Below are 13,315 nucleotides of genomic sequence, written 5' to 3'. Positions count from 1 at the left end.
CCGCTCATAGCTGCACCTCCAGCCCATCATACCCCGGCTCGACCCCCGGCGGCAATTCGGCCGCAAGGTCGTCATAATCCATCGTATTGTCCATATGCGTGATGATCGCGCGCGGATTGCCGCATTTGTTCAGCGCCTCGAGCGTCATCGCGAGGTGCGGATGCGTCGGATGCGGGTAGCGCCGCAGGGCGTCGATCACGAACAGGTCGACGCCCTGGAAAAAATCGACCATATCATCTGTAAACTTAGAAAAATCAGTAGCATAGGCGATCTTGTGCGCACCATCGCTGAAGATCAGACCGGTCGCCTTGATTGGTCCGTGCGGCATTTCGATTGCCGACACCTCGATCGGGCCGATCGACTGGTGGTCCTTCAGGTCGATCGGATCGACCGACGCCGGATAACCCGCGTTGCCGGCAAAGGCGTAGGTGAAGCGCCACTTCAATATGTCGAGCACATGATCGCGGGCATAAGCCGGAACGGCGGAGCCGCGCAGGTGCATGACCTGGCGCAGGTCGTCGAGCCCATGGGTGTGGTCGGCGTGTTCGTGCGTCCAGATGACCGCATTGACCTCACCGACCCCGGCGTCGAGCAGTTGGAGCCGCATATCGGGGCTGGTATCGACGAGCAGGCGAAAGCCGCCGAGCGAGATCAGGATCGAGGCGCGGCTGCGCAGGTTGCGCGGATTGTCGGGGTCGCACTGCCCCCAGTCGTTGCCGAGCCGCGGCACGCCCGACGAGGTGCCGGAGCCGAGGATACGGACCTTCATGCGGCGCGTGACGTCATGGCGCCGCCTTGTTGAAAAGCGCGTAGAAATTGGCGCTTGTCGCTGCTGCCAGCGCGTCCTTGTCATCGCCGCGGAGTTCGGCGAGGAACGCCAGCGTATCGGCAACGAACGCCGGCTCGCCGGTTTTGCCGCGGTGCGGGACGGGGGCAAGGAAAGGGGAATCGGTCTCGATCAAGAGGCGGTCCTGCGGCAGCCATTTGGCGGTTGCCTGCAGGTCGGCGGCGTTCTTGAACGTTACGATGCCCGAGATCGAAATGAAGAGCCCGAGATCGAGCGCCTTGCGGGCAAAATCGTCACTTGCGGTGAAGCAGTGGATCACGCCGGGGAATTCTGCTTTCCCCATTTCCTCGCCGAGCAATGCCAGCGTGTCTTCCTCGGCATCGCGCGTATGGACAATGATCGGCAGCCCGGTCTGTTGCGACGCATGGATATGGCGGCGGAAACTGTCCTGCTGCCGCGCGCGGTCACTCTTGTCGTAATAATAGTCGAGCCCGGTCTCGCCGATCCCGATCACGCGCGGATGCGCGGCGCGTTCGACGAGTTTCGCGGTGTCGACATCGGGGTGATGATCGGCGTCGTGCGGATGGATGCCGACGCTCGCCCAGACATCGGCATTCGCTTCGGCCGCTGCGAGCACATCGTCCCACTCGCTTTCGCGCGTCGCGATGTTGAGCATCGCGGTGACGCCTTTCGCGCGCGCGCGCGTCAGCACCTCGCCCTGCTGTTCGGCGAGCCCCTTGTAATTGAGGTGGCAGTGTGAATCGACGAGCATTATGCCTCCCCTTCCCCTTCTCCCTCGGGCAGTTCGAGGCGCGGGAAGATCGGCACCGGCTGGCCGACGGTGAAGCCGCTTGCGGCGAGCTTGGCAAACCAGTCCGGGTCGGAAAGCGCCACAAAATCGCGGGCATCGGCGGCGATACCCATCTGGTCGAGCAACTTGTCGGCAGCTGCCGGCACGACCGGACGGATCGCTATCGCGAGCGTCCGCACCGCCTGTAACAGGGTCATCAGCACCGCGCGCATCCGCTCGGGGTCGGTCTTGCGCAGCGCCCAGGGTGCCTGCGTGTCGACATATTGGTTGCACGCGAACACGGCGCGGATCCAGTCCTCGATACCCACGGAAAAGGCGAGCTGCTCGAATTCACGCGGCAGGCGGATCGCCGCCATATCGGAAAGGTCGGCGAGCAGGTCAATATCGTCCTGCGTCGGTGCATAGTCCGCCGACAGTTTGCCATCCAGATTCTTGAAAATCATCGACAAACTGCGCTGCGCCAGATTGCCGAAACTGTTCGCGAGATCGGCGTTCGCGGTGCGCACGATCGCCTCGGCCGAATAGGTGCCGTCCTGGCCGAAGCTGACTTCGCGCAGCAGGTAATAGCGCAGCGGGTCGACCCCGAACTGGTCAGCGAGCGCCATCGGGTCGACGACATTGCCGAGCGACTTCGACATCTTTTCGCCGCGGTTGAGCAGGAAGCCGTGGCCAAACACCTGCTTGGGCAGCGGCAGACCCGCACTCATCAGGAAGGCTGGCCAGTAAACCGTATGAAAACGCACAATATCCTTGCCGATCATATGGATGTTCGCCGGCCAGAACCGGCCGAAATCGCCGTCGGGATCGGGATAGCCCAGCCCGGAGAGATAGGTGGTCAGCGCGTCGACCCACACATACATCACATGCCCCGGCGAACCCGGCACCGGCACGCCCCAGTCGAAGCTGGTGCGCGAGACGCTGAGGTCCTTGAGCCCGCCCTCGACGAAACGCATCACTTCGTTGCGGCGGCTTTCGGGGCGGATGAAATCGGGCCGGCCGTTATAGAGCGCGAGCAGCTTGTCCTGATATTCCGACAGCTTGAAGAACCAGCTTTCCTCGACGGTCCATTCGACTGGCGTCCCCTGCGGCGACAGGCGGACGCCCCCTTCGCCATCGGTCAGCTCGCTCTCGTCGTAATAAGCCTCGTCGCGGACCGAATACCAGCCCTCATAACGGTCGAGATAGAGGTCGCCATTCGCCTCCATCGCACGCCAGATTGCCTGCGACGCCGCGTGATGCGCGGCATCCGACGTGCGCATGAAAACATCATAGCTTATGTTCAGGGCAGCATACATTTCACGGAAATATCCCGACATTTCATCGGCGAGATCGATCGTTTCGCGCCATTGGTCACGCGCCGTCTGGAACATTTTCAGCCCATGTTCGTCGGTGCCGGTGATCAGCCGCACGTCGCGGCCGCGCGCACGTTGGAAACGGGCCATGACGTCGGTCGCGATCGCCTCATAGGCGTGGCCGATATGCGGGCGGCCGTTAGGGTAGCTGATCGCGGTGGTGATATAGAAAGGTTCGGTGTTTTCGGACATGCGCGCGCCTTAGCCGGTGTGGCGCGAGAGGGAAAGCGTCAGCGTGCGGCCTGCCCTGTCCGCGGCGCCAGTTCGGCGAGGCAATTGCCGATTTCAAAGCCCACCATCGCCCCGTCATACGAACCGCGAATCGCGTCGCGAACGGTGCGTTGCACCCGGTCCCATTGCGCGAGGATCGGCGCGATCTCGGCAACCGGGCGTTCGCGTGCGAGGCGGGCTAGCAGGCCCGGAACGATGTCGATCACCAGTTCGAGCCGCGCGCGATTGCTCGTGCCGCCGACTTCGCGCGCGAGCGCTTCGCGCAGCCGGTTCTCGGGGTCGCCGCTCGTCGCAATGGCGAGCAGCTTCTTCTCCATCACTGCGACATCGCTGTCGATCAGTGCCAGCGCCTTGCCCGGAACGCCGCCTGACGCCGCGACGATCGCGCGCACCTCGGTCATCTCGAGCATCGGGCGCAGATCGTGCAGCCAGGCTGTCATGACGTCACGGGCAACGGGTTGAAAACGCAGCGTTCTGCACCGCGACCTGATCGTCGGGAGCAAGCGCCCCGGCGAGTGGCTGACGAGCAGGAACAGCGTCTTGGCGGGCGGCTCCTCGAGCGTCTTGAGCAGCGAATTGGCGCCGTCGGTCTCAAGATCGTCGACCGCATCGACGATGATCACGCGCCACTCGCCGAGCGACAGCGACAGGTGCAGGCGGCGGATCATCGTCCGCACCTGATCGATCGTGATGTTGCGCGCGAGTTCCTTGCCCTTGTCCTTCGGCTGGCGCGCGAGGTGGAGAATCTCGGGATGATTGCCGGCGTCGACAAGACGGCCCGCTGCGCCGTCGCCCACATCGTCGAGGGTCAGCGCCTGCCCATCGCCGCCGCGGCCATGGGTGACGAGGAAGCGCGCGATGCGCGCGGCGAAGGCGCCCTTGCCCATCCCTTGCGGCCCAGCGAGCAGCCAGGCGTGATGAAGCCGCCCGCCCTGCCAGCCTTCCAGAAAAGCGGTCACTGCGTCTTCATGCCCGATCATGGCAGCCACAGCTCGAGTTCGGCGAGGATGGCCGCGGTAACCCGATCGGCGGGCGCATCGGCATCGACCACCCGCCAGCGCGCGGGCTCGGCTTCGGCGATTTCGACGAAACGCGCGGCGAGACGCGCCTGATAATCGGCGGGTTTGCTGCCCATCCGGTCGCTGCCGCCGCGCTCGGTCAGCCGCCGCGCAGCTTCGACGGGACTGACCGTGAGCAGGAAGGTGCGGTCGGGAAGCAGCCCGACCGAGCCGAAACGGTGCAGCGCCAATATATCGGCGTCGGTGATCCCGCCGCCGCCACCCTGATAGGCGCGGCTCGAATCGACAAAACGATCGCAAAGCACCCACGCGCCGCGCGTCAGCGCCGGGCGAATGGTCCGCGCGACATGGTCGGCGCGCGCCGCGGCAAACAGCAACGCCTCGCTCCGCGCGTCCCAGCGGTCGTCGCTGCCTTCCATCAGCAGCGTGCGGATCGCCTCGGCCCCCGCACTGCCACCGGGTTCGCGCGTCGCCACAACCTCGACGCCGCGCGCTTCGAGTGAGGCGGAAAGTGCGCCGATCTGGGTCGACTTGCCCACCCCCTCGCCGCCTTCCAGGGTGATGAAGCGCCCGCTCATAATCCGGTCAGCCGGTGAAAGCCGGTGCGCGCGCGGGCCCACCACCCGCCTTGACCGACATCCGCCGCGGCGAGCAGCGGTGTCGTCTGCGGCGGCAGGCCGTCGGGGGTGACGACCAGGTCGGCAACCCGCGTCCCGCGTGTGACGGGCGCGATGATGGGAGTATGTGCGCGCATCACCGCGCGATAACCGCCGGCATAGCCTTTGGGAACCGTCATGCGGACCGCGATACCCGTTTCGGTGGCGACCGTGGGCGCTGCCCCCTTCCCCACGTCGATGCGGCCAAGGCTGGCGCCGGCGGGGACGAGTTCGCGCCCCTCCCATTGCTCGAAACCCCATGTCATCAGCCGCTCGGCCTCGTCGCGGCGCGCTTTTTCGCTGCCCATCCCCGCGACGACCATGATCAGGCGGCGCCCGCCGCGTTTCGCCGAACCGAGGAAGCAATAACCCGCTTCGGCGGTGTGGCCGGTTTTGAGGCCGTCGGCGCCGTCAAAACGGCCGAGAATGGGGTTGCGATTGGGCTGGACGATCGGCTTGCCGTCGGGCGATTTGCCATGTTGGAGCCTGGGCAGCGAGAAATAGCGCGCATAGCCGTCCGGATGGTCGCGGATCAGCCGGTCGGCGAGCGTGATAAGGTCGGCGGCGCTGACCTTGGTGACGCCACCATCGGGCCAGCCGTTCGGTGTGCCGAATTGGCTCGATGCCATCCCAATTTTGGCCGCTACTACATTCATTCTTTTGACGAATGCTTCTTCGCTGCCGTCGATGCCGACCGCCAGCGCGGCGGCGGCATCATTGCCCGAGACGGTGATCAGACCCTTGAGCAGCTCATCGACCGAAATCTTTTCGTTCGGGCGCAGGAACATCGTCGAGCCGCCGGTGCTGCCGTTCCATTTCTTCCATGTCGCTTCGCTGACGATGAGCTGCTTGTCGCGCGCGAGCTCGCCCTTTTTGATAAGGTCGAGCACGACATAGGCGGTCATCACCTTCGCCATCGAGGCGGGAGCAAAGCGCTTGTCGGCACCGCGCGAGAACAGGATCGCGCCCGAATCCATATCCTTCAGCAGCACGATCGGCGCCTGCGTGACATAGAGCGGGCGGCTGGCGGGGGCGCTTTTCGGGCGTGCATCGCCCGCCGACGCCGCTGGAAAGGCGGCGGCCAGCGCGAGCACGGCCAGCGCCGTGGCGCCGCTCCTCGCGATGATGGCCGATCGTCGCACGCGCCCGACCGTCAGCGGTCGCGCTGGACCACCGCGTCGCGGAAGCCCTTGGCCTTTGCTTTGCCGAGCGCGCTTTGCGCTTCGGCTTCGCTGGCGAAAGGCCCGACGCGCACACGCCAGAGGTTGCCCGCCTTGACCACGGTTCCGCCCACCGACCTGGCGGCGGCATTGGCACGGCTTTCGCTGCTGAACGCCGCAACCTGGACGGCATATTTTCCGCCGGGGGCCGGTTTGGCGACCGCGGGTGCCGGTTTCGCAGCGGGCGCGGGTTTGGCTACCGGTGCAGGCCTGGCAGCTGGCTTTGCCGCGCCCGGCCCTTCGACAATGAAGCGATCATCGCCCGGCTTGGCTTTCGCCGACGCGATTGGCGCTGCTGGCTGGGCCGCTACAGGCGCCGCGGCAACCGCAGCTTTCGGTATCGGCAGCGCCTTCATCTTGCCGCGTAGGATGGTCAGCAGCGAATCGGGTGTCGCGAGCCGTTCGGGAACTGGCTGTCCGGCACGAAGCTGCGCGCGTTCGGCGGCGGGCGGGTTGGTGCGGCGGACGCGCACCGCTGCAACACCGCCGCTGATGCCCAGCTGGTCCGCCGCGCCGCGCGACAGGTCGATCAACCGGTCGCCGACCATCGGCCCGCGATCGTTGACGCGCACCAGGATCGTCCGCCCGGTGTCGAGCGCGGTGACTTCGACATAGCTTGGCAGCGGCAGCGTCTTGTGCGCCGCGCTGATTCCCGCGGGGTTGAAAATCTCGCCATTGGCGGTCGGCCGCCCGGCGAGTTCGTCGCCGTACCAGCTCGCGTAACCGACATCGTCATATTCGGGGATGTCGGCGGGAGCATAAGTGACGCCGCCGATCGAATAGGGATCGCCGATCTTCACCGGCGTGTCGGTCACACCCGACGCGGTCAGCGCGGGCGTCGGACTCGCGGTCGGTCCGCCCTCGCGCTTACCATCGAAACTGCCGCAACCTGCGAGCAGCAACGCCGCTCCCGCCATCAGGCCCCCGCCCCTAACGATCGATTTCATCCGCCAATAACCCCACAGACAGTGCGTAAAAGTTGGAACAATTATAGTCCAATATCGCACGATAATTACCGGTCAGCAAATAGGCTGTGCGACCGGGTCCGTCGGGCTCGAGAAGCGTCGCCTGCACATTGGCGTCGGGCCAGCGTCCGCCGAGCGGCGCGATGCCGTCGGCGCGCCATTCGGCCATCGAGCGCCAGCGGCTGTGGCGGTCGAAAACGCGCGGGCAGCGGGGTGGGGAAAGGCGGTTTGCAACGCGCGCGCGGTCGAAGCCGGCGGGCACGCTGACCGCGACGCCCCAAGGCTGCCCGGCGCGCCAGCCCGCGCGGCGCAGATAGGAACCGATCGATTCGATCGCGTCGGCCTCGCTCGACCAGATGTTCGCGCGCCCGTCGCCGTCGCCGTCCTCGGCGACCTGCAGATACACCGACGGCAGGAATTGCGGATAACCGAAGGCGCCGGCCCAGCTGCCCTTGAGCGCATTGCGCGGTACGCCGCGTTCGACCATCACCATCGTCGCGATCAGCTCGGGTTCGAACAGGCTGCGCCGCCGGCCTTCATACGCCAGCGTCGCCAGCGCTTCGGGAAGGTCGAAATTGCCCGTCACCTGCCCATAAGCGGTTTCATGGCCATAGATGGCGATCATGATGCTCGTCGGAACCCCGGTGCGTGTCTCGATGCGCGACAGGAGCGGGAGCAAGCGGTCGTGAACACGCCGTCCGCCGCCGATGCGCGCCGCGTCGACATGCTTGGCCCGGTATGGGGCAAAAGCGGGGATCGGCGTATTGGGGCTGGGCGGACTGCCCAGATTGTCGCGGTCGAGCGCCACGACGCGCGCGTTGTAGCTGAGCCCCGCGGTTACCCGGTCGAACGTCGTTCGCGACACCCCGCGCGCCTGCGCTTTGGGCCATAGCGACTGGATATAGGCATCGAAGCCAGTATCGCCGCTCTGCGCATGGAGCGGGGCTGAGGCCGTGAGCATCCACGCCGACAGGATCGCGGTGGCGAGAGCGAAAAGGCGTCCGATTCTGAAAGTGATAGCGTGCATGATGTCCCCACCCATAGGACGTGTTTCGCACAGATGCGAGCGGCTTGGCTAGCTCACCGCGGGACAAAGCGAGTCATTCGCACGGCGGATCGAGCGGGCAAGGTTTCGCTTGCCGCAAGGCCGTCACGCGCTATGGCGGCGAACGCCGGACAGGTGGCCGAGTGGTTTAAGGCAGCGGTCTTGAAAACCGCCGTGGGTGCAAGCTCACCGTGGGTTCGAATCCCACCCTGTCCGCCACCGCTTCGCTTCGGATTTCACGAGCGCCACGCCGCCACGATTTTTTTCCAAGGCCGCGCCGTGCCGGCTCCGTCTTGTGTTTGTCCCCGGGAAGATGTCCCGGGCCCGATCACAAGAGGAACCCGATGCGCAAGACCTTGCTGGCCTCCACCTGTCTGGCCGCCCTTCTTTCGACGACCGCCCAGGCGGAAACGACGATCACCACCGCCACCACGACGCCGGTGCGCACCTCGACCGTCAAGGCGGGCGCGCCTGATGATGTGAAGATCACCTCGACCGGGTCGGTCAAGCCGACGTCGGGCACCGCGGTCACCATCGACAGCAACCACAAGGTCATCAACGAAGGCACGATCGAGATCAACAACGTCAACGGCGCGACGGGTATCTTTGCCAATGCCGGGACGGGCGGTATCACCAACGCCGCGACCGGCAAGATCATCATCGACGAACCCTATGCGCCGACCGACATCGACAATGACGGCGATATCGACGGCCCCTTCGCTCTGGGCAGCAACCGGGTCGGCATCGCGACGGGCGGCGCCTTTGCCGGCAATATCGTCAACAGCGGCTCGATCACGATCGAAGGCAATGATTCCGCCGGTATCCGCCTCGGCGGCCCGCTGACCGGGAATTTCACCAACGACGGCACGATCGCGGTCCTCGGCGATCGCGCGCTGGGGGTCGGGCTGCAGGATGTGACGGGCAATGTCCGTCTCGCCGGCACGATCACCGCGACGGGCGTCGACGCCACGGCGGCCCGCCTTGCCGGCAACATCAACGGCGCGCTTGTCGTCCAGGGAAAGCTGGTCTCCACCGGTTACCGCTTTACGACGCCGCCGGCCGACCCGTCGAAGCTTGATGCCGACGACCTGCTCACCGGCGGCGTCGCGCTGTCGATCGAAGGCAATGTCACCGGCGGCATCATCCTTGCCGCGGCCCCGAAGGACACGAAGCCCGACGACAAGGACGAGGATAAGGACGGCATCGACGACGACAAGGAAGGCACCGCCGCCGTGGCCTCCTTCGGTTCCGCCGCTGCGCTCCGCATCGGATCGGCGACCCAGGCCGTCACGATCGGTCCTGTCGCGGGAACCGGGACCGGGCTTGGCCTGATCATCGACGGCGCCGTGGTCGGCAATGGCCTTTACGCCGGCAAGGACGGCAACGGGATGCAGATCGGCGGCCTCGGCGGCACGGTGAACATTGCGGGCGGGATCGGCATCGGCGGCAGCGTCTCGGCGCTTTCGAAAGATTCGGCGGCAACCGCGATCCGCATCGGCAGCGGTGCGACGACCCCCGAGATCCGCAACGCCGGCAAGGTCGAGGCGACCACCGCCGGCAACGCCGCGAACGCCGTCGCGACCGCGGTGCTGGTCGAGGCCGGCGGCGATGTCGCGCTGATCCGCAACAGCGGCACGATTGCGGCCAAGACGGGCGGCGACAATGGCACCGCGCGCGCAATCGTCGACCTGTCGGGCAAAGTCGGCACGGTCGAAAACAGCGGCACGATCAGCGCCACCGGCGCGCTTGCCAGTTCCGACCGCAATATCGCGATCGACCTGTCGGCGAACGCCGCCGGCGCGACGGTCAAGCAGACCGCGGTCGCCTCGGGGGTCACCGCCCCCAGCATCGTCGGCGACGTCCGCTTCGGCGGCGGCAACGACGTGTTTGACATCGCCGACGGCTCGGTGAAGGGGAACAGCTTCTTCGGCGCCGGCAACAACAAGCTCGCACTGTCGGGGGACGCCACTTATGCTGGCAACGCGCGCTTCGGCGGCGGCAACGACACGATGACGCTGGCCGGAACGTCGAAATTCACCGGCGCGGCCGATTTCGGCGGCGGCACCGATACGCTGACCATCGGCGGTACCTCGATCTTCTCGGGTTCGCTGGCGAATTCGCAAGGTCTGGCGGTTGCGGTCAGCGGCGGCACCTTCGACGTCACCGGCGCGGCGACGATCGCCTCGCTTGCGGTCACCGACAAGGGTGTGCTGGGGGTGTTGCTCGACACCGGCAGCACCGGCACCGCGCTTCAGGTGACCGGTAACGCCAGCTTCGGCGCTGAATCGAAGCTCGCGCTCAAATTGACGAGCATCGAGAAGGCCGAAGGCCAGCATATCGTGCTGACCGCCGGATCGATCACCGGCGCGGACAAGCTCACCGCCTCGTCGGCGCTGATGCCGTTCCTCTACAAGGGCGCGCTGAGTTCGAGCGCCACCCAGCTGATCGTCGATGTGTCGCGCAAGAGCACGACCGAACTCGGGCTCAACCGTTCCGAATCCAGCGCGTTCGACGCGGTGCTCGATGCGGTCGTCGCGGATCAGAAGATCGAGGATGTCTTCCTCGGCATCGTCGATGGCAACCAATTCCACAACCAGCTCGGCCAGATGCTGCCCGAACATGAGGGCGGCGTTTTCGAAACAGTCACCTCGGGCTCGCGCGCGCTGTCGCGCTACCTCCAGGATCCCAATGCGCCGTTCCAGGACGAGGGCAAGTGGGGTTATTGGGTCAACCAAGCGATCTGGGGCACGTCGAAAAGCGTCGGCAACACCGCGAGCTATGACGTCAGCGGCTGGGGCATCTCGCTCGGCGCCGAAATCGAAAGCGACGCCGGCAATTTCGGCGGCTCGGTCGCCTATCTCAGCGGCAAGGACGGCAACGGCAGCAACGCCAATGAAGTCAGCACCAGCCAGTTCGAAGGCGCGCTGCACTGGCGCCTGCGGTCGGACGGCTTCATGGCGAATGCCCGCGTTTCGGGCGCGCCGATCAGCATGAAGGGCACGCGCATCTTCCGCGCCGAAGCCGGCGCCGAAGACATCGAAAAGACGATGAAGGGCAAATGGGACGGCACCCTGTGGTCGGCCTCGGGCTCGCTTGCCTATGACGCGCGCGCCGGTGGTCTGACGATCCGCCCGATGGTCGCCGTCGATTACTTCAAGTTGAAGGAAGACGGCTATCAGGAAACCGGCGGCGGCGATGCGCTGGACCTCAAGGTGCTCAGCCGCGACAGCGACGAGCTTGCCGTGTCGGGTACGGTGGCCGTCGGCCTCGATTTCGGCGGCCTCGACCAATATGACGGCTGGACGCGCTTCGAAATCGAAGGTGGGCGCCGCCAGATCGTGAGCGGCACGCTGGGCTCGACGACTGCGTCGTTCAAGAACGGCACGCCCTTCACGCTAGTTCCTGATGATCGCACGAGCGGCTGGGTCGGCCGTCTCCGTGGCATCGCCGGCAATTCGGCCTTCCAGGTCGCCGGCGAAATGTCCGCGGAGGAACAGCAAAGCCATATCGGCTGGGCTTTCCGTGCGAGTCTGCGGGTCGGCCTCTAGCCCCCCTGGCCGGCCCCGCCTGCAAGGGGGAAGCGACCCCTCCCCTACCCACGCTTCCCCCTTGCTTTGGCGAACCGAACGAAGAAACCGATGCTTGCACAGGCCATCACCCCTCTCCCCCCGCCGCGGTTGCACCGCAGGGCATTGGCGCTATATGACGGCTGCATCAGGGGGACGTATGGCGCACATCGGGGTGGCGCCCACCGGCAAAAGATGGCGTTCCAAAGCAAGCAATCCATGACCAGTTCGCGTGACCGAACCGACGCCGCACAGGGCATCGAAGGCGTATTGCTCGCCAACCGGGACCGTATCGTCCGGTTTCTGGAGGTGCGCGGCGCCGGCGATAGCGCCGAAGACCTGTTCCAGGATCTGTGGATGCGCCTGACCGACCGGCGCACGGGCCCGATTGCCGAGCCCCTCCCCTATATCATGCGCACCGCGAACAATCTGATGCTCGACCGCTATCGATCGGCGCGGCAGCGCGAATTGCGTGACACGGCGTGGGGAGAAACCTCCGCAGCAGAGAGCCCATCGACCGAAACCTCGCTGATCTCGCGCGAGCAGCTCGCGCTTGTCGAAACGGCGATCAGCGCCACCGGCGAGCGCCCCGCCCGCATCTTCCGCCGCTTCCGTGTCGACGGTCTCGGCCAGCGCGACATCGCCAGCGAAATGGGGGTCAGCCTGAGCACCGTCGAAGCCGATCTGCGCAAGGTCTATGCGGCGCTCGCTGCGATACGGAGGCAGTTCGATGCAAGCTGACACGGCGAACGCCGAAGCGCGCGCGATCGACTGGCTGATCCGCCAGCGCGACCCCGCTTTTGCCGACTGGGACGGCTTTGCCGATTGGCTCGCCGAAGCCCCCGAACATGCCGCCATCTATGACGCGGTCGCGAGCCTCGACCAGGACCTGGGCGCGCTGCCGCCGACGCACAGCCCCTCGGTCGCGATCATGCCCGACGCACCGCGCCGGCCTTCGCGGCGCGTCTGGTTCGGCGGCGCTGTGGCGGCCGCACTTGTCGCCGTGGTCGGCCTGTCGACCTTCAATCCGTTCGGCGGCGCTGGCCGGATCGAAACCGCGGCGGGCGAACATCGCACGATCGAACTGGCCGATGGTTCGAAGATCGAGATCAACGGCGCCTCGGTGGTCGAGATCGACAAGGATCGCCCGCGCTTTGCTCGGCTCGAATCGGGCGAAGCGATGTTCCATGTCGTGCACCGCGACGACGATCCGTTCGTGGTCGAAGCCGGCGGCGCGAAGATCGTCGACCTCGGCACCGCCTTCAATGTCGTGCGGCGCAATCGCCAGACATCGGTCGCGGTTTCCGAAGGCGTCGTCCTTTACAACCCCGATCGCGACAAGGTCCGCGTCGTCGCCGGCAAGGGGATCGACGCGCGCGACGGTGACCCGAAGGCGCCGGTCGTGCAGGACGTCGATGTCGCGAGCGTTGGCGGCTGGCGCACCGGGCTCCTCGTTTATAACGGCACCCCGCTTGGCGTCGTCGCCGAGGATCTCGAGCGGACCGCCGGGATGCGCGTGCGCATCGCGCCCGAAGCCGCCAACCTGTCCTTTCGCGGCGCACTGATCGTCGACAAGGACCGGAGCCGTACCATCGCCGATCTCGCCGCCTTGTCGGGAACGACGGCCCGGCGGCAGGGCAATGGCTGGATATTGACACGCTGA

The 13,315-nt window shown here is 66.1% G+C and carries 11 protein-coding genes and 1 tRNA gene; 4 read left to right on the top strand and 8 right to left on the bottom strand.

Going from position 1 to position 13,315, the window contains the following annotated elements; translation table 11 throughout:
• Window positions 1–4: 4 nt before the first annotated feature.
• Genes V6M50_RS10985 through V6M50_RS10950 form a run of 8 tightly spaced genes read right to left on the bottom strand, consistent with a single transcriptional unit; the run spans window position 5 to window position 8,068 of the window.
• Window positions 5–769 (bottom strand): MBL fold metallo-hydrolase, encoded by a 765-nt coding sequence (locus tag V6M50_RS10985; RefSeq protein WP_332818598.1) that lies wholly within the window; start codon window positions 767–769, stop codon window positions 5–7.
• A 13-nt stretch (window positions 770–782) separates the two neighbouring features.
• The gene (locus V6M50_RS10980; protein ID WP_332818597.1) at window positions 783–1,559 is read right to left on the bottom strand and encodes a TatD family hydrolase; all 777 of its coding nucleotides are present in this window, start codon (window positions 1,557–1,559) and stop codon (window positions 783–785) included.
• Window positions 1,559–3,142 carry a methionine--tRNA ligase gene (gene metG / locus V6M50_RS10975; RefSeq protein WP_332818596.1) on the bottom strand — a complete coding sequence of 528 codons (1,584 nt, stop codon included), beginning with the start codon at window positions 3,140–3,142 and terminating at the stop codon, window positions 1,559–1,561. Before metG ends, V6M50_RS10980 begins: the two co-directional genes overlap by 1 nt.
• A 38-nt stretch (window positions 3,143–3,180) precedes the next feature.
• Window positions 3,181–4,140 (bottom strand): DNA-directed DNA polymerase, encoded by a 960-nt coding sequence (locus tag V6M50_RS10970; RefSeq protein WP_332818595.1) that lies wholly within the window; start codon window positions 4,138–4,140, stop codon window positions 3,181–3,183.
• Window positions 4,141–4,157: 17 nt separating this feature from the next.
• On the bottom strand, window positions 4,158–4,781 hold the full coding sequence (tmk, locus tag V6M50_RS10965; protein WP_332818657.1) for a dTMP kinase: 624 nt from the start codon (window positions 4,779–4,781) through the stop codon (window positions 4,158–4,160).
• Entirely contained in the window at window positions 4,775–5,998 is a 1,224-nt protein-coding gene (locus tag V6M50_RS10960) for a D-alanyl-D-alanine carboxypeptidase family protein (protein WP_332818594.1), read from the bottom strand. The genes tmk and V6M50_RS10960 overlap by 7 nt, the downstream gene beginning before the upstream one ends.
• 11 nt (window positions 5,999–6,009) lie before the next feature.
• A complete protein-coding gene (locus V6M50_RS10955; RefSeq protein WP_332818593.1) occupies window positions 6,010–7,023 on the bottom strand; it encodes a septal ring lytic transglycosylase RlpA family protein in 1,014 nt (337 codons plus the stop codon).
• Window positions 7,007–8,068 (bottom strand): lytic murein transglycosylase, encoded by a 1,062-nt coding sequence (locus V6M50_RS10950; protein ID WP_443030498.1) that lies wholly within the window; start codon window positions 8,066–8,068, stop codon window positions 7,007–7,009. Before V6M50_RS10950 ends, V6M50_RS10955 begins: the two co-directional genes overlap by 17 nt.
• Before the next feature lie 147 nt (window positions 8,069–8,215).
• Between V6M50_RS10950 and V6M50_RS10945 the strand changes: the two genes are divergently transcribed.
• The 4 genes from V6M50_RS10945 (at window position 8,216) to V6M50_RS10930 (ending at window position 13,315) form a co-directional block, all read left to right on the top strand.
• Window positions 8,216–8,305: transfer RNA gene (locus V6M50_RS10945), tRNA-Ser, on the top strand.
• Window positions 8,306–8,430: 125 nt separating this feature from the next.
• On the top strand, window positions 8,431–11,634 hold the full coding sequence (locus tag V6M50_RS10940; RefSeq protein ID WP_332818592.1) for an autotransporter domain-containing protein: 3,204 nt from the start codon (window positions 8,431–8,433) through the stop codon (window positions 11,632–11,634).
• A gap of 237 nt (window positions 11,635–11,871) precedes the next feature.
• On the top strand, window positions 11,872–12,393 hold the full coding sequence (locus tag V6M50_RS10935) for an RNA polymerase sigma factor (protein ID WP_332818591.1): 522 nt from the start codon (window positions 11,872–11,874) through the stop codon (window positions 12,391–12,393).
• Window positions 12,383–13,315 (top strand): FecR family protein, encoded by a 933-nt coding sequence (locus V6M50_RS10930; protein WP_332818590.1) that lies wholly within the window; start codon window positions 12,383–12,385, stop codon window positions 13,313–13,315. The genes V6M50_RS10935 and V6M50_RS10930 overlap by 11 nt, the downstream gene beginning before the upstream one ends.

It is taken from the genome of Sphingopyxis sp. (assembly GCF_036675685.1).
GTDB lineage: Bacteria > Pseudomonadota > Alphaproteobacteria > Sphingomonadales > Sphingomonadaceae > Sphingopyxis.
The sequence above is the reverse complement of the archived record's forward strand: the minus strand, read 5'-3'. Positions and strand labels throughout refer to the sequence as shown.

Excerpts from the sequence above, each read along its gene's own strand:
- V6M50_RS10985 (WP_332818598.1), bottom strand. The coding sequence starts at position 769 with ATGAAGGTCCGTATCCTCGGCTCCGGCACCTCGTCGGGCGTGCCGCGG.
- V6M50_RS10980 (WP_332818597.1), bottom strand. The coding sequence starts at position 1,559 with ATGCTCGTCGATTCACACTGCCACCTCAATTACAAGGGGCTCGCCGAA.
- metG (WP_332818596.1), bottom strand. The coding sequence starts at position 3,142 with ATGTCCGAAAACACCGAACCTTTCTATATCACCACCGCGATCAGCTAC.
- V6M50_RS10955 (WP_332818593.1), bottom strand. The coding sequence starts at position 7,023 with ATGAAATCGATCGTTAGGGGCGGGGGCCTGATGGCGGGAGCGGCGTTG.
- V6M50_RS10950 (WP_443030498.1), bottom strand. The coding sequence starts at position 8,068 with ATGCACGCTATCACTTTCAGAATCGGACGCCTTTTCGCTCTCGCCACC.
- V6M50_RS10940 (WP_332818592.1), top strand. The coding sequence starts at position 8,431 with ATGCGCAAGACCTTGCTGGCCTCCACCTGTCTGGCCGCCCTTCTTTCG.
- V6M50_RS10935 (WP_332818591.1), top strand. The coding sequence starts at position 11,872 with ATGACCAGTTCGCGTGACCGAACCGACGCCGCACAGGGCATCGAAGGC.
- V6M50_RS10930 (WP_332818590.1), top strand. The coding sequence starts at position 12,383 with ATGCAAGCTGACACGGCGAACGCCGAAGCGCGCGCGATCGACTGGCTG.